The sequence below is a fragment of the Alicyclobacillus contaminans DSM 17975 genome (assembly GCF_000429525.1).
Taxonomy (GTDB): domain Bacteria; phylum Bacillota; class Bacilli; order Alicyclobacillales; family Alicyclobacillaceae; genus Alicyclobacillus_A; species Alicyclobacillus_A contaminans.
Genome location: NZ_AUCA01000012.1, coordinates 43,381 through 63,782 on the forward strand (window position 1 = coordinate 43,381; position 20,402 = coordinate 63,782).

At 59.6% G+C, this 20,402-nt stretch carries 21 protein-coding genes and 1 pseudogene; 3 read left to right on the top strand and 19 right to left on the bottom strand.

Annotated elements, in window-relative coordinates:
* Positions 1-15: 15 nt before the first annotated feature.
* Positions 16-876 (bottom strand): annotated as a pseudogene (locus tag G463_RS23490) (spore germination protein); the annotation flags it as partial.
* A 395-nt stretch (positions 877-1,271) separates the two neighbouring features.
* On the opposite strand from G463_RS23490, the gene G463_RS24015 reads away from it, so the two are divergent.
* Positions 1,272-1,667, top strand: a complete 396-nt coding sequence (locus tag G463_RS24015) for a tyrosine-type recombinase/integrase (protein WP_425387060.1) — start codon at positions 1,272-1,274, stop codon at positions 1,665-1,667.
* A 136-nt stretch (positions 1,668-1,803) separates the two neighbouring features.
* Here G463_RS24015 and groL read toward each other — a convergent pair whose 3' ends face one another.
* From groL to G463_RS22220, 11 genes are all read right to left on the bottom strand, one after another.
* Complete coding sequence (gene groL / locus G463_RS0106715; RefSeq protein ID WP_026974546.1) at positions 1,804-3,423, bottom strand: chaperonin GroEL; 1,620 nt, start codon at positions 3,421-3,423, stop codon at positions 1,804-1,806.
* Between the two features lie 32 nt (positions 3,424-3,455).
* On the bottom strand, positions 3,456-3,740 hold the full coding sequence (groES, locus tag G463_RS0106720; RefSeq protein ID WP_026964815.1) for a co-chaperone GroES: 285 nt from the start codon (positions 3,738-3,740) through the stop codon (positions 3,456-3,458).
* 142 nt (positions 3,741-3,882) lie between these two features.
* On the bottom strand, positions 3,883-4,626 hold the full coding sequence (gene tatC / locus G463_RS0106725) for a twin-arginine translocase subunit TatC (protein ID WP_026974547.1): 744 nt from the start codon (positions 4,624-4,626) through the stop codon (positions 3,883-3,885).
* Positions 4,627-4,673: 47 nt separating this feature from the next.
* Positions 4,674-4,952 (bottom strand): twin-arginine translocase TatA/TatE family subunit, encoded by a 279-nt coding sequence (tatA, locus tag G463_RS19215; RefSeq protein WP_035486092.1) that lies wholly within the window; start codon positions 4,950-4,952, stop codon positions 4,674-4,676.
* On the bottom strand, positions 4,942-5,586 hold the full coding sequence (gene mobB, locus G463_RS21650; RefSeq protein ID WP_051322031.1) for a molybdopterin-guanine dinucleotide biosynthesis protein B: 645 nt from the start codon (positions 5,584-5,586) through the stop codon (positions 4,942-4,944). Before mobB ends, tatA begins: the two co-directional genes overlap by 11 nt.
* Positions 5,579-6,559: a molybdopterin-binding protein gene (locus G463_RS0106740; protein WP_026974548.1), complete on the bottom strand. Its 981-nt coding sequence runs from the start codon at positions 6,557-6,559 to the stop codon at positions 5,579-5,581. The genes mobB and G463_RS0106740 overlap by 8 nt, the downstream gene beginning before the upstream one ends.
* Positions 6,507-7,175, bottom strand: a complete 669-nt coding sequence (gene mobA, locus G463_RS21655) for a molybdenum cofactor guanylyltransferase (RefSeq protein WP_051322032.1) — start codon at positions 7,173-7,175, stop codon at positions 6,507-6,509. The genes G463_RS0106740 and mobA overlap by 53 nt, the downstream gene beginning before the upstream one ends.
* A complete protein-coding gene (locus tag G463_RS0106750; protein WP_156900114.1) occupies positions 7,157-7,819 on the bottom strand; it encodes a 5-formyltetrahydrofolate cyclo-ligase in 663 nt (220 codons plus the stop codon). Before G463_RS0106750 ends, mobA begins: the two co-directional genes overlap by 19 nt.
* Positions 7,812-8,714, bottom strand: coding sequence for a phosphatase PAP2 family protein (locus G463_RS0106755; protein ID WP_026974550.1), 903 nt, complete (start codon positions 8,712-8,714; stop codon positions 7,812-7,814). Before G463_RS0106755 ends, G463_RS0106750 begins: the two co-directional genes overlap by 8 nt.
* A gap of 155 nt (positions 8,715-8,869) precedes the next feature.
* The gene (locus G463_RS19230) at positions 8,870-10,402 is read right to left on the bottom strand and encodes a PAS domain-containing protein (protein WP_026974551.1); all 1,533 of its coding nucleotides are present in this window, start codon (positions 10,400-10,402) and stop codon (positions 8,870-8,872) included.
* A 184-nt stretch (positions 10,403-10,586) separates the two neighbouring features.
* Positions 10,587-10,763: a small, acid-soluble spore protein, H family gene (locus G463_RS22220; RefSeq protein WP_156900116.1), complete on the bottom strand. Its 177-nt coding sequence runs from the start codon at positions 10,761-10,763 to the stop codon at positions 10,587-10,589.
* A 135-nt stretch (positions 10,764-10,898) separates the two neighbouring features.
* On the opposite strand from G463_RS22220, the gene G463_RS0106770 reads away from it, so the two are divergent.
* The gene (locus G463_RS0106770; RefSeq protein ID WP_026974552.1) at positions 10,899-12,863 is read left to right on the top strand and encodes an ABC-F family ATP-binding cassette domain-containing protein; all 1,965 of its coding nucleotides are present in this window, start codon (positions 10,899-10,901) and stop codon (positions 12,861-12,863) included.
* A gap of 113 nt (positions 12,864-12,976) precedes the next feature.
* Here G463_RS0106770 and G463_RS19235 read toward each other — a convergent pair whose 3' ends face one another.
* From G463_RS19235 to G463_RS0106795, 5 genes are all read right to left on the bottom strand, one after another.
* Positions 12,977-13,267 (bottom strand): hypothetical protein, encoded by a 291-nt coding sequence (locus G463_RS19235; protein ID WP_051322035.1) that lies wholly within the window; start codon positions 13,265-13,267, stop codon positions 12,977-12,979.
* Positions 13,268-13,419: 152 nt separating this feature from the next.
* Complete coding sequence (gene opp4C, locus G463_RS0106780; RefSeq protein ID WP_051322036.1) at positions 13,420-14,331, bottom strand: oligopeptide ABC transporter permease; 912 nt, start codon at positions 14,329-14,331, stop codon at positions 13,420-13,422.
* Between the two features lie 19 nt (positions 14,332-14,350).
* Positions 14,351-15,310, bottom strand: a complete 960-nt coding sequence (locus G463_RS0106785; protein WP_026974554.1) for an ABC transporter permease — start codon at positions 15,308-15,310, stop codon at positions 14,351-14,353.
* 12 nt (positions 15,311-15,322) lie between these two features.
* Positions 15,323-16,294, bottom strand: coding sequence for an ABC transporter ATP-binding protein (locus tag G463_RS0106790; RefSeq protein ID WP_026974555.1), 972 nt, complete (start codon positions 16,292-16,294; stop codon positions 15,323-15,325).
* Positions 16,291-17,277, bottom strand: a complete 987-nt coding sequence (locus tag G463_RS0106795; RefSeq protein WP_026974556.1) for an ABC transporter ATP-binding protein — start codon at positions 17,275-17,277, stop codon at positions 16,291-16,293. Before G463_RS0106795 ends, G463_RS0106790 begins: the two co-directional genes overlap by 4 nt.
* Before the next feature lie 313 nt (positions 17,278-17,590).
* Here G463_RS0106795 and G463_RS0106800 point away from each other — a divergent pair, with 313 nt between their 5' ends.
* On the top strand, positions 17,591-19,300 hold the full coding sequence (locus G463_RS0106800) for an ABC transporter substrate-binding protein (RefSeq protein ID WP_026974557.1): 1,710 nt from the start codon (positions 17,591-17,593) through the stop codon (positions 19,298-19,300).
* A gap of 141 nt (positions 19,301-19,441) precedes the next feature.
* On the opposite strand, the gene G463_RS23495 is transcribed toward G463_RS0106800, so the two are convergent.
* Together G463_RS23495 and G463_RS0106810 are read right to left on the bottom strand one after the other, a co-directional pair.
* The gene (locus tag G463_RS23495; RefSeq protein ID WP_245575720.1) at positions 19,442-19,603 is read right to left on the bottom strand and encodes a hypothetical protein; all 162 of its coding nucleotides are present in this window, start codon (positions 19,601-19,603) and stop codon (positions 19,442-19,444) included.
* Positions 19,600-20,253, bottom strand: coding sequence for an MFS transporter (locus G463_RS0106810; protein WP_245575721.1), 654 nt, complete (start codon positions 20,251-20,253; stop codon positions 19,600-19,602). Before G463_RS0106810 ends, G463_RS23495 begins: the two co-directional genes overlap by 4 nt.
* Positions 20,254-20,402: the final 149 nt, after the last annotated feature.

Below are 20,402 nucleotides of genomic sequence, written 5' to 3' on the forward strand. Positions count from 1 at the left end.
AAACTGCGCCGGTACCCTCAGACAAGACGGTGCCCCGTCGAGCATGATGGCGATGTGCCCCTGCAACAGAGCGGCCACTACTCGGTCCGGCCGTTCGGTCTCCTCGGTCGTTGGAAACAAGGAGTACGGCGCGTCGCTGATGAGTTCACGCAACTTATTGATGTCATTCACCGCATCGATGGAAATCTTGCGGATCCGCTGATCCGCTTCCTCCACCAAAGCCGGTTTCACGATGCCTTCGATATAAAGGATGGATACATTGGTCTTGGAGTACACACCGATGCGTATCGATTTGACTTTGAAGCGCGGACTACGGATCCGCTTGCGAAGCAGTGCGATGTTCAGTGACAGGTTCTCAACGAACGCCTCCTGCGGACCTTGCACGGTGGGCTCGTTCTCAGCTTTTTCGATGGCCCTTCCAGGGGGCTGGCTGACGTCCAGCGTCAGGGCTTCTTTTGAACCGTCTATGCAGAGTACGACGTGGCCGTCGGATAAAGCGACGTTCAATTCTTGCCGTGTCTTTACCGGACGGACGAATAGGGTGTGCAGGACAGACTCCAACTGAGACATATCCACTCTCCGTTTCGGCAAGGTCGAGAGAGGTTCGAGAACGCCTTCTTCTATGCGGTTCTGGTCCACCATGCCGCGGAGCCACACCAAGAGTCCCCGTGTACCGTGAACGTCGATTTCGCGGAGCAGCAAATCATCGCAGTTTTTCCACTCTTCTTCAATCCAGCCACGTACATCTTCTACACGGATGGGAAAGGGATCATCCGGCCGACCGCACGAGATGTCCACTAAGCCGGCGATTCTGTCGAGATGGTTCCCAAGATCTTTTGTCTTCGTACCCCGTTTCTTGAATAACACAGCATTCACTCCCCAAGACTGTACGTGTAGTTCACCTTGGTATTGTGACCAGTTAATTCCAAATCATACGTCCGGAACTGGTGGGGAGTGCGCGGAACGATGGGCCGAAGTGTGTTGAGGAAGTGGGATGACAAAAAGCCTTCATCCGATGATGGTGACGGGTTCGCCGTTTCGATTTGTGCGCACGCGGATGGGACGCTCGAGTTGACTCCACTGCACATCAACGATCTCTACAAGAAACTCAGAAAAAAGGACAAGCCGTTGTCGAATCGGTACATCAACCAGATCCACAATTTGTTGCATGATGCGTTCGACCGCGCGATGTGGTTCCACGTAACATCATTGATCTGATTGATGCACCGAAGCCAGAAAAGAGGAAATTTGATGTATGGTCCCTTGAGGATGTGATCCGGTTCCTAAACCATGACGAGGTTAAGAGCCACAGATTCTACGTGGCATTCCTGCTCGCGCTCACAACAGGCATGCGTCAAGGTGAGATTCTTGGCCTCCAATGGAAGGATATCGACTTCGCTAACAAGGTGTTGACCGTCAATCGGATACTCACCCGCATTCACGGCAAATTCACCTTTGGCGACCCTAAGTCGGAAAGCGGAAATTCACGGATCTCATCAAGAAGCTCGACATGCCGTATATCCGGTTTCACGACTTGCGTCACACGCATGCATCTACCTCTTGGAACTGGGAGAAAAAACAAAGGTGCTGTAAGAGCGGTTGGGCCACTCCGATTACAGCACCACGATGGATATCTACACCCATGTTTCAAGGCGCCTACAGGATAACACGGCGAAGCTGTTGCAGGAAAGTCTCTTCGGGTCGAAATAATGTTTCGTAACCCGAATATTAGAAGAAAACTAGAAGGTGTAAACGAAAAGGGGCGGAAACCCCTGATACACAAGGGATTCCCGCACCCAAGGATTACATCATGTCCATGCCGCCCATTCCGCCAGGTGCAGCCGGCTTTTCCTTCTCCGGCTTGTCGGCAACAGCCGCTTCCGTGGTCAGGAAGGTCGCCGCAACGCTGGCCGCGTTCTGCAGCGCGGAGCGCGTGACCTTCGCCGGGTCCACGATACCTGCGGAGATCATGTCGACCCATTCGCCGGTCGCAGCGTTGTAACCGAAGCCGACCTTTTCCTTCTTGATCCGTTCCACAATGATGGAGCCTTCGACGCCTGCGTTCTCCGCAATCTGGCGAATCGGAGCTTCCAAAGCCTTGCGGACCAGGTTCACGCCGGTCAGCTCGTCGCCTTCCGCCTTGACGTTATCCAGCGCAGGGATGACATTGACAAACGCCGTACCGCCACCGGACACAATACCTTCTTCGACACCTGCGCGCGTCGCGTTCAGCGCGTCCTCGATGCGCAGCTTCTTTTCCTTCAGCTCGGTTTCCGTTGCCGCACCGACCTTGATGACGGCTACGCCGCCAGCCAGCTTCGCCAAACGTTCCTGCAGCTTTTCGCGGTCGAAGTCGGACGTGGTTTCTTCGATTTGCAGCTTGATTTGGTTGACGCGAGCGTCGATCTCCTTCTTGTCGCCAGCACCGTCCACAATGATGGTGTTTTCCTTGCTGACGCGAACTTGACGCGCGCGACCCAGTTGATCAATCGTGGTGTTCTTCAGTTCGAGACCGAGCTCTTCGCTGATGACCTGGCCACCCGTGAGGATGGAGATGTCTTGCAGCATGGCCTTACGGCGATCACCGAAGCCAGGCGCCTTCACGGCGACCGCGGTGAACGTACCGCGCAGCTTGTTGACAACCAAAGTAGCGAGCGCTTCGCCTTCGACGTCTTCCGCAATCAGCAACAGCGGACGACCGGATTGCACCACGCGTTCCAGCACCGGCAGGATTTCTTGGATGTTGCTGATCTTCTTGTCGGTGATGAGGATGTACGGATCATCCAGCACCGCTTCCATCTTGTCGGTGTCGGTGACCATGTACGGCGAAATGTAGCCGCGGTCAAATTGCATACCTTCGACGACTTCCAGCTCGGTGTTGAAGCCCTTCGACTCTTCCACCGTGATGACGCCGTCCTTGCCGACCTTCTCCATGGCGTCCGCAATCAACACGCCGATTTCTTCCGCACCAGCGGAGATGGCTGCAACCTGCGCAATGTTTTCGCGGCCCTGAACCGGCTTGGAAATCTTCTTGATTTCCTCCACCGCAGCGGCAACCGCCTTTTCGATACCCTTGCGCAGCACCATTGGGTTTGCACCCGCAGCCACGTTCTTCAGACCTTCGCGAATCATCGCTTGCGCCAATACGGTAGCCGTGGTGGTACCGTCGCCGGCGACGTCGTTGGTCTTGGTCGCAACTTCCTTGACCAGTTGCGCACCCATATTTTCAAAGGCATCCTCCAGCTCAATCTCCTTGGCGATGGTCACACCGTCGTTGGTGATGAGCGGGCTGCCAAATTTCTTTTCCAAAACGACATTGCGTCCCTTGGGACCGAGGGTTACCTTTACCGCGTCAGCCAGCGCATCGACACCGCGCAGCATGGCGCGACGTGCGTCTTCGGCAAACTTAATCTCTTTCGCCATGTTCCGTGGACCTCCTCAGTGAAATATGTAGATTACTTCTCGACAATCGCGAGGATGTCGCTCTCGCGAAGAATCAGCAATTCATCGTTGTCAATCTTCACTTCGGTGCCCGCGTACTTGGAGTAGATCACGCGGTCGCCAACCTTGACCTCCAGCTCAACGCGCTTGCCGTCCTCGAAACGGCCAGGCCCCACCGCGATGACTTCGCCTTCTTGCGGCTTTTCCTTCGCGGTATCCGGCAGCACGATGCCGCTTGCGGTCTTTTCCTCACGGGAAAGCGGGCGTACAACCACACGGTCAGCGAGTGGTTTTACCATGGAAGAACCCTCCTTAAGAGACTGAGTCGACTTGTTAGCACTCAATCAGTGTGAGTGCTAATTCCAAAACATATATTACTCAAGGGCAGGGGGCTTTGCAATAGGTCCTGACGCAAAATTTTCACACACTCGGCGGCGCGGTTCAGGCTGTGTTGCCGCCCGCATCCGGCTGTTTTTGACGCCTTCTCTGCACCAGGGCGGACAGTAGAATGCTCAATTCGTACAGAAAGATCATCGGCAGCACGACGCTCAAATGAGACACCAATTCCGGAGGGCTGATGAGCACGCCAATCAGGACGCAGACAAAGTACGCGTACCGCCGCATCTTACGTAGAAAGCGCGGTGTCACCAAGCCAATCCGAGTGAGAAACACCACCACCAGCGGCAGTTCGAACACCAATGCCAGCGGCAGGCAGATACTTGTTAAAAATCCAAAGTACGATCCGGCCCGCAGCATAACCGTGAAGCGTTCCTGAGCCAGGTGCAGCAGAAAGTGCAGGACTGCCGGAAAGACCACGAACCACGAAAAACAAAGCCCCAAGCCGAACATCAGCAGCGCCGCGGGCAACAGCCGCAGCGTGTAGCGCTGCTCCGTCGGCGTCAGGCCCGGTTTCACAAATCGCCAGATCTGATACAGCGCAAACGGCAGCGTCAACCCCGCGCTGACCAAGCCGGCCATGCTCATGTAGACCATGACCACTTCACCCGGCGACGTGACCATCAAACGGTAGCCTTCGCGGGTGAGCGGTTCCACGAGATACCCATAAATCCGGGAAACAAACACAAAGCAACCAATCAACAGAACGACGAACACCACGCAAATGGAGATGAGCCGTTTGCGCAGGTCGTTCAGGTGTTCAACGAAAGTCATCTGAGCTGGAGTCATCGATTGCCTCCCGCCGCCTCGGAAGTCCGATGCGAAGATGTCGCGCCTCAGTCCGTGCGATGCGACTCGCGTAGATCGGCATCCCGTTTGGATTCGCTGTTCAGTTCAATCGGCTCCACCGTCGCGCGCTGGTTCTGCTGCGCACCGGCCGATCCGTTCCCTCGGCCCGCATCCTGATCATCCATGATCCCTTTCGTGGCGTCCTTGAATTCCCGCAATCCTTTTCCGAACGCCCGCCCAATCTCCGGCAGCTTGCTCGGGCCGAAGACCAACAGCAGGGCGATGAGTATCAAAATCAATCCCGGAATCCCAATGTTACCCAACATTCGGACATCCCTCCCACAGGTCGCGGCACAACCGCACCGCATCGCCCTCATCATACACTGGCCACCCGTGGGCGGCAAGGCGGCGGGTGTCTTCGTCCAGTTCCGCCGACAACAGCACCGCACGCACATGCGTCAGCGCGGCCTCTGTCAACCACGCCAAATCCGAGGGTCGCCGGATGGGCACCAGTTTCGGCAGCGCACTCCGTTTGAACCCTTCCACCACCAGCACGTCGAGCGGTTGCCCGAGGGCGGTCGCCGCCGCCAACATGCGGGCGCACAGCCGCTCCACCGACTCCGAATCGCCATCCTGATGATGATGCAGAAGCACATGCCCGCCACCGGCAACCATGGTCCACTGCGCCCCCGCTTCCGCGTACCGGACGGTGTCGCTGCCCGGCTTCTCCCATACGGTTCCTTCGTCCACGTGTCCATCGTGCTTGAGCACTCCCACACGCTTCCCGTCCTGCCGCCAAATGCGACAGAGCCGCTCCACCCAGGTGGTCTTGCCTGCATTCTGCGGCCCCACCACCGAGACAATCCGCGGGCCACCGCAGACATGGGCCAGCGCATCGCCGCGCTGTCCACCGTCGGTCACCGACGGTCCGTCACTCCCGACGATGCCCCAATTATTCATTCAACCACCCTCCCGCGCCAAGGCGGGCAATGTCGTCCTTCGTCAGGCGCACACCGGCGAGGACGCGCGGAAGCAGGACGTCGAAGGACGTCACGGGATCGTGGATGACAGCTCCCGGCAGTCCGAAGATGGCAGTTCCCCCCGCATACGCGAGCATCAGCATGCTTCCGGGAAGGATGGGTGTGCCGTACGAGATCACCGTGTCTGCGGCCGCGCCGATGGCGGCGGGCGAGCGGTCGTCCGGATCGACCGACATACCGCCGGTCACGCACACCAACTGGGCGCCATCACTGCACGCCCGGCGAATCTCCGTCAGGATGGCGTCGACATCGTCCCCCGGAAACACCTGGCGCATCACCTCCACGCCGAACGCGCCAAGTTTCTCGCGCAGCACCGGACCGGCCCGGTCCTCAATGCGCCCGCTCTGGATCTCGCTGCCGGTGGTCACCACCACCGCCCGCCGAACGACCCACGGCAGCACCTCGAGGACGGGCTGCCCTGTGGCGATGGCGCAGACGCGCTCCACCTTTTCCCGTTCAATCACCAGCGGAATGGGGCGGATGGCGGCCACCGACTGCCCGCGCGATGCGGACACATTCGGCTTCCGCGTGGAAAGGGCAATCCCGTCAATCCGATTGATGGCGTACACGCGCTCCTCATCCACCCGCAGGAGCCCATCGCGGGCGGCTTTCAACACCACTTTGCCCTCGTGCACGTCGGTGGCGGTCAGTCCGTCGCCGGCCACCGCAGCGGCCATCCGCACGGCCGCCTCGTCCTCGTGCAATTCGTCGGCGCTAAGCTCCATCACGTAGATGTGGCGCTTCCCCATGTCCAACAGCACGGGAATGTCCTCGGGTTGTATCACATGCCCTTTCGCAAAGGCGCGACCCTTGAACTGTCCCGGTATAATCCGCGTCAAATCATGCGCCAGCGCCAGTCCCACCGCTTCTTCCACAGGCACCTCCCGAAGCACCGTCCGTTCCCTCCTTCGCGTGGTTCAGCCACGCCCGATAATCTTCCGGCGTGTGAATCGGCCGTGTCCACCACTCCGGCCAATCCGCCGTGTCCAACCGCGCGGTGCGGCACCGTTCAATGATTGGCATCAGTCGTCCGCCCGCCTCCGCAGCCCCCGCCTCCAGCAGCGCACCGACGCGCGCCCGATAAATCGCGAGCAACGGCTGCGGGCGCCCTTCCCGGACGGTGAGCACGCCGTCGACATCCGCCGACTCTGCGGCCAGCGCGTCCACCAGCCGCCGCAGCGCGGGCTCCGCCAACCCGGGAAGATCTCCGGCCACCACCAGACAGGCACTGTCCGCGTCGCACGGAAGCTGCGGCCAGGCATGCGCCAGGGCGCGCAACGGCCCCTGGTACGCCGCCACATCCTCAATGATCCGCACACCTGCGGGAACCCGCGCCTGTGCCGCACCGCATCCGGTCAGCAGGTAGGTCTCTGCGGCGACCGCAGACACCACGCGCACCACGTGGTGCAAAACCGTTTCATCAGCACCGTCCTCGACAGGCAACCGCAGCTTGTCCACGCCCATTCGCCGACTGCGTCCACCAGCCAAGATCACGCCCAGGGTGCGCATGGGTACACCCTCCTTTCCGTCACCACCACGTGCATCCGGACATCGTGCACGCCGATGGGCAGCGACTCAGCCAACTGGGCTTCGTATGCCACTCCCACGCGAAGGACCGACTGCGGGAGACGCGCAAACAGCCTGTCGTAATAACCGCCACCGTACCCCAGTCGGCCTCCGTCCACGGTGAAGGCGACGCCGGGTACAATCACGGCGACGAGCGAATGCATGGGGAGCTCCGGCGCAGCCGGCGACGGTTCGGGAATCCGGTACGGACCCATCTCCCACGCGGTGTTGTCGGTGACCATCCGGAACATCAACTGCCCCTCGCCCACTATGACCGGGAACCCCGCTGTCCAGCCGCTATGCCGAAGCACAGGCGCCAGACCGCGCACATCCACCTCGCCGCGCACCGGCCAGTACAGGCCAATCCCGCCCCGCGAAGCGGCGCCTCGCTCCACGGACGGTGATGCCGACTGGCCGCTGGCCACCATTTGCGCCAGCACATCGGACACGCTGGCGACAATGCGACGGCTGGCGTCCTGTCGAACCGCTTCCGGCAACCGCTGCCGTCGTTGCAAAAAGTGCGCTCTCGCCCTTTGTTTTTGTTCGGCCACTCCGTCGGCCATCCGTTCAGTCCATTCGTCAGTCACGCGTCGCCTCGCTCCGATACAAACCGCAGCGCACAAACAGGTAAGGAGCCCCGAGCGTTCCCCACAGCCCCATCAAAACGCCCTGGATCTCATACCACATCGTATCCTGCGGCCACTTTACCACCCATTTTAGCGCAATCAGCCCAGCCACACCGATCATTCCGGCGCATACCCGCTTCCAGATTTCCGGTTGGATCTCGGAACGCAGATACTTTCCTTCCAGCACCGCCCCCACGCCCAATCCCAGCAGCACGGCCGCGTATTCCGCTGAGAGATTGCCTCGATGCGCCAGCAGCAGGATCGCCGGGATGAGAATGGCCATGGTCATCCGGATCCCAAACGCAAACGCCCGATATGTCCACCACTTGCCAATCCACCAACCGGCCAGCCCGAACACCAGTCCGAGCCCCCACCCCGCGAGCACGTCCGCGGGCCAGTGCAGGCCGAGGTAGAGCCGGGATAGCCCAATCGCGGCCACCAGCAGCGCGGCCAGTGCCCAAAACCACCGCCGCCGAACCCATTTGCCGAGCACTACGAAGAACGTCATCGGTCCCTGCGCGTGGCCGCTCGGCATGGAGTACACTCCGTTTGCCGTTTGCGTGTACAGCGACCGAATCCCCGGTACACCAATCGGTCTGGCCACACCCACGGCGTACTTCAACCATTCGTTGCTGTACATGCTTGCCAAGAACACGTAGGCGAGGCGCAGCCCGACGGTCCGGTGGATGCACCAGAACACCACCGGCAGCGCGAACAGATAAAATTTCTCCACCCCCGCCTGCGATATCCACTTCGCCGCTTCATCCAACTGCGGTGTGGCGTGGGACTGAATCCACAGCAGCAGATTGTATTGCCAAAGATAGCCGTCCGGCAGCGGAAAATCCGGTGCGTACACGAGCCTTGCCCCCCGTCCCAAGGGACGCCTTGGCGCACGGTGCGCCGAAGGACGCCCATCGATGTCCAACCTGTTAGAGTCTATGAGACAAGGGAGACAAGGTATGAATGATTTCCGAATGCCACCATCGCGCGGCGGGACAATGGACACTGCGGTCACAGAGCCTGTCCGCCCAGTCGCGGCAAAGACACCGTCACCGTGGTTCCCCGCCCCACCTGACTTTCAATGTCAATTCTGCCACCGTGCGCCTCGGCGATGCGATAGCTGACCATCAGCCCGAGCCCCGTTCCCCGTTCCTTCGTTGTGAAAAACGGCTCTCCAAGGTGCGGGAGCCGCTCGTCCGGAATGCCCGTGCCCTCGTCGATAATCTGCACCACCACCCAGTCCGCTGCTTCCGTAACGACAATCTGGATGACGCCTCCGTTCGGCATCGCCTGCACCGCGTTGCGTAAAATGTTGCAAAACATCTGACTGAGTTGCCCTGGCGAACACTTCACCCACGGCGATTCGCTCGGTGCCCGCATTTCCATCCGCACGCCTCCGGCCGCCGCTTCCGGTTCCGTTTCCTGCATCGCCCGTTCCAAGATGTCCACCATGCGCTGTGCGCGGCCCTCCGCCCCCGCAGGCTTGGCCAACAGCACCAAATCGTTCACAATGCGCTCAATCTGCGTCAGCTCATCCAACATAATCCGGAGAAACGATTGCTTGTCGGGATTGACGCTCCCTTGCAGAAGCTGCGTGAATCCTTTGAGCGTGGTCAATGGATTTCGGATCTCATGGGCAATCCCAGCCGCCAAGTGGCCGAGCGCCGCCAAACGCTCGGATTTTCGCAACTGTTCCTCCGCTGTCCGCAGGCGTAGTTCCGCTAGTTTTCGTTCCGTGACGTCCTGCACCGTTCCGAACATGCGAAGGAGGCGGCCTGCGACGTCTCGATCGAGATCTCCCAAGGCCTGGATGTGACGAATGGAGCCGTCCGGCAGAAGGATGCGGAACTGGGTGTCAAACGGCCTGAATCCCTCCATTCCAGCTCGCATCAAACGGCTGACGTAATCCCTGTCCTCCGGGTGGATGGTGCTCAAGTACGCCTCCATCGTGCCCACGAACTGTCCCGGTGGAAGCCCCCAGATGGCGTACATTTCGTCGGACCAATAGAGGGACTGTTGCTGCGCGTCCCATTCCCAATACCCAATTTTTGCAATCCGCTGGGCATGACTCAGCTTGTCCCGACTGCGGCGAAGAGCCATCTCCAGTTCCCGACGCTCGGTCACATCCCGCGCAAAACTAATCACCCATTGAACCGCACCCGAGCCGTCTCGCACGGCGCAGAATCGCACCTCGAACCAGCCGTAGCCGCCCCCTTTCCGGCGCAGCCGACAAGTGAAACTCCCTTGGTCTTTCCCTTCCATAATCTGTTGACGCACCTGTTCCCAGTGACTCACATCCTCCGGGTGGTACCAATCATCCCGTGTGCGCCCAACCAATTCGGAAGGCAGGTAACCGAGCGCCGTTTGAACGGAGGGCGTCAAGTACACGAATGTTCCATCCAGCTTGGAGACGGTGATGATGTCTTGGGAGTGTTCGAGAATGACGGGATACAGCGCGGTCACGTCGCCATGCCCCCAGGCGTTGTTATCCGAAAATCCATCCTGTGGTTCATGCTGTCCGTGATGAGTTGTGGAGTTTCCCATTTCCTGCCCTCTCGCCAGTGAATGTTCAAAATCGCCGTCCATCAACTAATGCCTGTGCCATCTTACCACATGGGAGACCTCGAAGGAACGTGAAACACAGAAGGCCGTGCCCCAACATGACGCGGGGCCACCCGGGCGGTGGCCTCTTTGGAGATTGCCCAATTCCCCCGCCTTACGGATGGCCCTACGGCTCGTGCAACCGCCTGACATCGACCTGCATGACGCGGTGGTCCCGCAGCGAGTGCACGGTCGCCGACCGGGTATCCGGATTCACATCGTCAATCCATACCGAATCACCTTCCAAGACGACGTCAAACGTCTGCTGTGCCGACAAAATTTGCAACGCACGTTCCACTTCCACGGAACATCCCTCCATCAGGATTAGGGTGTGCCACGCCCAGGGCTGCTATGCGCGGACCGCCCGCAACCTTGGCGGCGGTCTCCTGGTTTTGTACACTGAAGCAAGAGTCACTGACGGCGATGAAGGAGATCCCTCATGATATTGCTGCAAGCGAGTCACATCCAAAAGCATTACGATATCCACGATGTCCTCCTGGACGCAGGTCTCACCATCCAAACCGGAGAGCGCGTCGCCCTGGTGGGCCCCAACGGCGCTGGCAAGTCCACGCTGTTGCGCATTCTCGTGGGCCAGGAAGAACCGTCCGCCGGGGATGTCAGTCTCGGCAAGGACGTTTCCATCGGTTACGTCGCGCAATTTGTAGCGGCCAAGCCGGGTGCCACCGTCTTTGAGTACGTGGCCGAAACGTTCGCCGACGTGTATGACATGGAGCGACGACTGCGCGCCATGGAGGCGCAGATGGCCAATCCGCAGGTGTTTGAAGACCAGCGCCAATTTCAGGTGCTGTCGAACGCGTACGATGCCCTCCGCCAACAATTCGAAGCCAGCGACGGCTACGCGGTGGAAGCGCGCATTCGGCGGGTTCTGGACGGCCTTCGCTTTCCACCGGCCATGCACGGCAACAAGGTCGATTCCCTGAGCGGCGGCCAGAAGACCCGCCTGTCCCTGGCCCGCCTGTTGGCCTGGCAACCGGACCTCCTGGTGCTGGACGAGCCCACCAATTACCTCGATACCGATACCATCACCTGGCTGGAAAACTATCTGCAGGCCTACGAGGGCGCCCTGTTGTTGGTATCCCACGATCGGTACTTTCTCGACAAGGTGGCGAACGTGGTCTACGAACTGGAAGGCGGAAAGACCACCCGCTACGTCGGCAATTACAGCGCGTATGTGGAGCAGAAGGCGGCGCAGGTGGAAGCCGAACTTCGCCGCTACGAAGCCCAGCAGAAGGAAATTGCGCGCATGGAGACGTTCATTCAGAAGAACATCGCCCGCGCCACCACCACCAAGCGCGCACAGAGTCGTCGCAAAATGCTGGAGAAGTTGGAACGGTTGGAACGGCCGAACGTGAACACGCCCCAGATGGCCCTCCGGTTCGCATGTGGAGAAGCGTCGGGCAAGGATGTGCTGGAAGTCCAAAATCTCGTCCTCGGTTATCCGGGGCGCACCCTCCCGGGACCGCTCAATCTGAAGATCACCCGGGGTCAGCGCATCGCCATCCTCGGCGCGAACGGCGTTGGCAAATCCACTTTCCTCAAAGCCCTGGTTGGCCGTGTGACACCGCTGAGCGGGGACGTCCGGTGGGGCACCCATGTGCACATTGGCTACTATGATCAGGAGCAGGCTGACCTGCACGCTGACAAAACGGTTCTCGAAGAAATCTGGGATGCGTATCCGCAGCTGGATCGAACCACCGTCCGCACCGCCCTCGGCCGCTTCCTGTTTCGCGGGCAGGATGTGGATAAACCGGTTGCGGCGTTGAGCGGCGGCGAGCGAAGCCGTCTCTCGCTCTGCAAACTGATGCTGCAGCAAGCGAACGTCCTCGTGCTCGACGAACCGACCAACCACCTCGATTTGGTCAGCAAGGAAGTGCTCGAAGATGCGCTCGTCGATTACGAAGGCACACTGTTGTTCGTGTCGCACGACCGCTACTTCATCGATGCGTTGGCGACCCACGTGGTGACCCTCGACGAGCACGGATTTCACCTGTATATCGGAAATTACAGCGAGTACGCGGCAAAAGTTGCGGAAGAGCGGAAGTGGTCGCAATCCGATATGGATCACGAAGCAGCCTCCCCGTCTCATCGCCCTGACGCCGAACGCACCTCGCCGTCCAAACGCGTCGTTCGATCCGCAGATATCCGCAAACTTCGGGATCGCGTTGTCCGTCTGGAAGCCGACATCGCCGCCGCCGAAGCGCGACAGGTGGCGGCCGCGGAAGAATTGACCGCAGCCACCATCGGCCAGGATACGGTACGCATGGCGGAGTTGCAGGCGGAGTTGGCGACCCTTGAGACGAACATTGCCGAGTGGATGCAGGCATGGGAAGACGCCGCCGCAAAGTTGGAGGCACTCGAGTCGGGTCAAGAGGATGTCACGTAATACCAGGCAGCCGGAAGGCTGTCTTTCTTTTTGGTAACCAGTATCGTGATGGCGCTGGTGGGGATGACAGCAGTATCCTTCAATGGTCCAAAGCGGCAACCACAGCGGCCGACTCAGGCCAAACCACCTCTCGGCCGCTCATCCTGCGCGTCGCCCAGCCAAGCGTGACCCAAGACCGCATCCAATTCACGCATGAATGCCTGCCAATCCTCCACGCGCACAGCCGCCTGCACCAACCGTTCCAGCGTCGCCACGTCGGTCACCGCGCGGATGCGCCGCACCACGCCCTGCGGAACCATGCCGAAACGTAACGCCAAAATCGCCAGCAAGTCTGCCTGGTCAAAGGGCAGTGACATTGGCTCGGGAACCGCTTCCAACCACTCTGGTATCCGTGCGCGCTGCATGCTGGCATCCCCCCATGCCCGGTTCGGCGCGAGCCCAGGCTGTCGCCGTCCGAGGTGCTCCCCTTCGCCTTCACCATACGCCAGTGGTGAAGGTCGTGGGGAGACTCATCCGACCTAGTCGGGATGGTTCAATTGGACTGTTTTGCGCGGTGTTACTTGTCAAAGGCGGGATCGAATGCGTCGCGCAAACCGTCGCCGATGAAATTGATGCAGAGAATGGTGACCGTAATCAACAGCGCCGGCGGCACCCAGGCCCAGGGCTCCGTGGAGAGCGTGAAGTAATCCAGCGACGAATTGAGCACGTTGCCCCAACTGGGCGTGGTCGACTTCACGCCGAAACCAATCACGGCCAGGGCCGCCTCGGCACCAATCAAATTGGCCATCTGCAGCGTGGCGTTGACCACAATGGGACCGAGGGAAGCTGGCAATAGGTGCCGAAAGATGATGCGCCACGCCCCCGCCCCGCTGGTGCGCGCGGCGAGCACAAACTCCGACTCGCGCAGAGAGAGAAACAGCGACCGAATCATGCGCGTGGTGCTCGGCCAAGCCGTGAAACCGATGACGGCAATGAGCAGCCACACGGAAGACGTATTGATGATGGACTCCAGGACAATGATGAGCAGGATAAACGGAAAGTTGAACATGAAGTCGCACACGCGCATGATGACTGCGTCCACCCAGCCCCCGTAATAACCGGCGAGGCCTCCGAGTACAATCGAGATGGCCATGACCAGAAGCGTGTCGGTGAAGCCAATCAAGAGATCAATGCGTCCGCCGTAAACATCGCGCGCGAAATAATCGATGCCGTTGGCGTCCGTGCCCAACCAGTGCGCTGCGGACGGCGGCAGGGACACGCTGTTCAAGTCCTGGCGGGACGGATCCCAGTGCGTCAGCCAAGGCGCGCACAGGCTGACGAGCACAATCAGCGCGAGCACAAGGACGCTTGCAACCGCCATGCGGTGACGCATGAATCGCCCAAGCGCCAGTTGGAAGGGGCTCTTGCTGACGCGTCCGCGCGCTGCCGATTGGTTCGCTGCCAGCGCTTCTACAGGTGGTGTTGACATGACCAAGGTGCCCCCCTTTTTATTGATAGCGAATGCGCGGATCGACCACAGCATTGAGGATGTCCGCGACCAGGTTGCCGAGCAGCACGCACACCGCGAAAATCAGCGTGGTGGCCATGATGACGGGGTAATCGCGCTGCGACACGGCCGTAATCGTGACGTAGCCCATCCCTTGGTAGCTGAACAACCCCTCCGTAATCACCGCCCCGCCGAGCAATCCGCCGAGGTCAAACCCCAACTGCGTCACCAGCGGGATGCGCGCGTTGCGGAACACGTGCTTGCGGTAAATCACCGGCTCACGGATGCCTTTCGCCCGCGCCGTGCGCACATAATCCTGCCGCGCCACATCCAACATGGCGCCGCGGGTGTAGCGGCTGTAGACGGTGTGCGCCGTAAGCGCAATGGAAATCGCCGGCAGCAGCGCATGCCAGACGTGGTCCAGCAAGGTGCCCGCCAGCGGACCGGTGCCGGTGGCGTTCTGCGCCGGAAAGACGGGCCAGCGAATGGCAAAGAAATAAATCAGAAACACCGCGAACACGAAGAACGGCACAGAAAAGAGCACAAACGACACGGTGGAAACGGTGTAATCCAACTTGCTGTAGGGGCGGCGCGCCTGCCAGATACCGATGGGAATGCCGAGCAAGAGGATGAAGGCCTCCGCCAACACAGCGAGAATCAACGTATTGTACATGGCCGGCCCGAGCAGTTCGATCACCGGTTCATGTTGTCCAAAACTCCAGCCAAAGTTGCCGTGCAGCACGTTCACCAGCCAGCGCCAATACTGCACCGGCAACGGCAGGTTCAAACCATTCTGCACTTCCAGTTGGTGTTTGAGTGCCGCGATATCCTTGATGCGCGGATTGATCATGGCTTCAATGGCATTGCCCGGCGCCATGTGCATCATGAAAAAAACGAAGACCGTAATCGCGAAGAGCATGGGAATCATGCCGAATAAACGCCGTACGACATAGCCAGCCATAGGGGTTCCTCCTCAATGTAAATGACAGGCCACCCAGTGCCCTGGGGCAGCTTCCCGCAAGGTGGGACGCGACTGTCGGCAGACGTCCATCACTTTCGGACAGCGCGTGTGAAACGGGCAACCTGTCGGCGGATGGGCGGGATTGGGCACATCTCCCCGCAGCAGGATGCGCTCACGCTTGTGCTTGCGAGAAGGTTCGAGCGCCGCCGACAACAGCGCCTCACTGTAGGGGTGCAAGGGCTGTTGATACAGGGCCTGCTTGGTGGTGAGTTCCACCAAATGACCGAGATACATCACGCCGACCTGGTCGCTGATGTAGCGCACAACGGCCAAATTGTGCGAGATGAACACGTACGACAGGCCCAATTCCTGCTTCAATCCCTGCATCAAATTCAAGATCTGCGCCTGAATCGACACATCGAGGGCGGAGACCGCTTCGTCCGCCACAATCAACCGTGGCTGCACCGCGATGGCGCGCGCAATGCCAATACGCTGCCGCTGCCCCCCGGAAAACTCGTGCGGGTAGCGCTGCCTGTCATCAGCTTTCAATCCGACCTTCTCCAGCAGATCCGCGACCACGGCAGGAATGTCGCGAGCGGCCACCAGGCCGTTGACCACCAGCGGTTCGGCGATGATGTCCTGGACAGACATGCGCGGGTTCAAAGACGCGTACGGATCTTGGAAGACCATTTGAAACTTGCGGCGGATGCGCCGCAGCGCCTTACCGCTAAGCTGGGAAATGTCCTGCCCGTCCAGCAGGATCTTGCCCGCCGTCGGTTCCAGCACGCGCATGATGGTTCGAGCCAGCGTCGACTTGCCGCAGCCGGATTCCCCGACAATCCCCAGCGTCTCCCCGGGCTGCAGGCGGAAAGACACTCCGTCCACGGCCTTCACGTAGCCCACTGTCCGCCGGAGCACCCCCTTTTGCACGGGAAAGTACTTCTTCAAGTCCTGCACTTCGAGTAAAGCCTGTGCTGTCGTCACACCGACACACTCCCCTTATCCGCAAAGTGACAACGCACCCAATGCCCAGGTCGCACCTCGCGCAGTACGGGCGCTGTTGCCAAACACTCCGGCTGTGCCAATGGGCATCTGTCCGCAAACCGACATCCTTCGGGAAAGGCCGCTGCGTCCGGCACCGTTCCGGGAATCGAGTAGAGCGTCTCGGTGTCATCACTGAGCGAAGGAATCGACCGCAGCAATCCACGCGTATAGGGATGGCTGGGTTCCTCGAAGAGCGTGTCCGCGTCGGTGGACTCCACCACCTGACCGGCGTACATGACCACCACCCGATCCGCCATCTCCGCCACCACGCCGAGGTCGTGGGTGATGAGAATCAGGGCGGTGCCGAAATCGTCACGCATCTTCCGCATCAGATCGAGCACCTGAGCCTGAATGGTCACGTCCAGCGCCGTGGTGGGTTCGTCCGCAATCAACAGTTTCGGCTCGCACACCATCGCCATGGCAATCATGACCCTTTGGCGCATGCCCCCGGACAACTGGTGCGGATACTCATGCACGATTTGCGCCGCACGCGCAACCCCGACAAACTCCAGCATTTCCACGGCGCGCTGCCAAGCTTCCCGCTTGCGCATGCGCCGGTGCCGCAGCAAAACCTCGGTGATCTGGTCTCCCACGGTCAGCACCGGATTCAACGCGGTCATGGGCTCCTGGAAGATCATTGAGATTTGGTTGCCGCGCACATCCGTCATCTCATCTTCGGACAGCCGCAGCAAATCCACGCCGTCCAGCAGAATTTTCCCACTCACAATCCGCCCCGCCGGCTGCGGAACCAGGCGCATGATGGACAGGGACGTCATGCTCTTGCCGCACCCGGATTCTCCGACCAGACAGACGATTTCCCCTGCCCTGACATCCAAGTCCACCCCGTCCACCGCGTGGACCTCTGCGTCTTTATACATGAAGTACGTTCGCAAATTCCGTACCGATAGCACCGCCTCTGACATGCGTGTCCCTCCAAATCCATGCCGCCACGCTAGTCCTTGTAACTCCATTGGAATAGGTGAGATTTTTGAAACATATGTCATTCTACATTTCCAAGGGATGTTTGTGAAGTCTGTCTCCTTCGCTACGAGAGATCTGCTTCTTATATGTATTTTAGTTGACGGCACAAGAGCCACTTCCTATAATGGGCAATACCGATTTGAATTATCGGTTTTTGGCGCGGGCAGATCTGCTCCGCGCCTGCAAGGATGTTGCATGCGCACCTTCGTGTGGGCTACATATCCGCAGTCAACTCCAAACAGGGGGGCTTCAGGGATGATTCAGAAACAGAAAGCAATGGCCACCGTGGCGCTGGCTGCCTCGGCCGCCATGTTGTTGTACGGATGCGGCCAAAACACCGCGTCCAACAGTTCGTCGAAGGACAGCGCGACACCGGTGGATGGGGGCACCCTCACCGTTGCCCAAGGTACACCGTGGAATGATGAATTTATTCCGAACCTGGATTCCAGCGGCTATACCGAAGCCATGTGGCAGTTGTCGTTCGACCCGCTCCTGAACGTGGATAACAAACTGCAACTGCAGCCGTGGCTTGTGCAAAAATACCAGTATTCACCAGATCACAAGACCATCACCTGCTGGCTGCAACCGAACGCCAAGTGGTCGGATGGCCAGCCCATTGTCTCCCGCGACGTGCTGCTGGACATGGACTTCCTGGCTTCGCCAGCCTACAACGGCCCGCACTTGCAGGGACAGTCAGAATACCTGGTGGACAACGTGGTGGGCGCCGACAAAATCGTGAAGGGTGAGGCTAAGTCCTTTGCCGACACCGGCGGCTTCACCATCATCAACGACAAGGAATTCCAGGTCCACGTGAAGCAGGCGGACGCGGCCTTCCTGACGGCCGATTTGGCCAACATCACGCCGCTGCCGTACCACCGCCTGAAGGGGATCCCGTTCTCCCAGTACCTGGAGATGCAGTACGACCGCCTGCCGGATGTGGTCTCCGGTCCCTACATTCCGACATCGGCCACCAACCAGTCCGTGGATACTTTCAAGGCGAATCCAAACTACTGGCGCGGCAAGCCGCACATCGCGAACGTGGTGCTGAAAGTGGTGAGCCCGGACGTATTGCCCGGCATGATGGCCAGCGGTCAAGTGAACTTCGCCATCAACGGGTTGTCAGCGAACGACAAGATCAAAATGAAGAGCGATCCGCAGATTGTTGAGAAAACCATGCCGAGTACGGAATACGCCTTCCTCGGCCTGAAGGACAACAAGCCGTATTTCTCGGACGTTCGCGTCCGCCAGGCCATTGCCTACGCCATCAACCGGCAGGCGATTATCAACGGTATTTTCAAGGGCATGGCTGTCCCCATCAACTCGCCAACACCGGACAGCTACACGTGGGCAGCGACACCGGCCAGCCAGCTCAACACGTATGATTACAATCCGAAAAAGGCCGAGCAACTGCTGGATGAAGCGGGATATGTGAAGAAGGGACAATGGCGGATTGACCCGAAGACGGGCCAGACGCTGACACTGCACCTGGCCACCACCACAGACCCCACTCGCGCCAGTGAAGCCAACGCCATTCAGCAAGACCTGCAGGCTGTGGGCATTCACGTGGTGGAGGACAGCCCTATCGATTTCAACACGCTGGTCAGCCGCCTGGAGAACAATGACCCGAGCATCGACATGTGGCTGATGGGCAACAGCATGGGCCCGGATCCAGATCCGCGCGGTACCTGGGGCACGAAAGACCCGGGCAACTACGAACGCTACAGCAACCCGGAAATTGACAAGCTGATTCAGAACACCTGGGCTTTGCCGTCCGACTTCACGCAGGCGGGCCGCGGTCAGCAGTTCCAGACGTTCAACAAGTTCGTCAACCAGCAACTGCCCATCATCTTCCTGTTTGACTACAACGATGTCCAGGTGTACCGGAGCAACGTCCACATTCCGGACAAATACTTCGGTCCTATGGGCGTGTGGCCGGTCCAACCGGATTGGTGGATTTCTAAATAACCGTTCGCTGATACCAAATCAGCACCGGACAGACAAATCGGGCTGCCCCAACAGTGCCAGCGCACTGAGGGGCAGCCCGATACGCAATGATCGTTTACTAAAGGATATACTGTAAATATACAGTTGCTGCATATCCGCATTTCAGGCGCGCGTCCGGATGAGGCGGTCGCTACCCATCCACAGGACGGCTACCAAGGCGCCCCCCACCGATACCGTTCCGAGCAGGAATACAAGGTCGAGCGCGTGCTCCAACGCGGGCCCTGCGCCCGCGTGGCGCGGCAGCAGACTGCCGAACACGCTCACACCCACCGTCCCGCCGACGGATCGGAAAAATTGCGAGGACGCCGTCGCCACCCCGCGCCGATTCGGCTCCACAGCACTCTGCACCGCCGTGCCAAGGGTGGGATACATTGGCCCCATGCCCAGCCCCGTTGCCTCTGCTCGTGCAGCGCCAGACCGACCACGAGGAGCGCGGGCATGCCGATGACCAGGCTCATGTAGAAAATCCAGCGCCAATTCCAGTATTGGACCATCACCCCTCCGACAGCCGGGCCACAGATGCTGGCTAATGTCAGCACAGCGCCAAACGGCGCTTGAAACCTGCCCCGCTCCTGGATGGGATAGAGATCCGCAATCAGCGTGAAGGCCACCGGCATGAGACAGCCAGCGCCGAGCCCCTGAATGGCCCGGAAGCCAACCAACGCAGCCATGTTCCAAGCCAGACCACAGAGCAAGGAACCCACCAAAAAGATCAACCCACCTGCCAAGTAGACCTGTTTTCGTCCGAACAAGTCGGCCAGTTTGCCGTAGATAGGGATGCTGACGGTGGAGGTCAACATGTAGGCGACGAATACCCAGCCGTACAGGTTGAGTCCGCCCAACCGGGTGGACACGGTGGGCATCGCCAGAGAAATAACGGTCTGATCCAGCGAGGACAGGACCTGTCCAAGCAAGAGGCCGGTGGTCACTCAGCGGAGATTGGTTTGTGGTTGCGTCACGTTTGCCCCTACCTCCCATGTCCTGTGTGATCACAAGCGGCCAGCCGTGTGTCGGAGAAAAATATAGCCCAGAGTTCCAAAAAAGAATAGACTTTTTCTTTCGA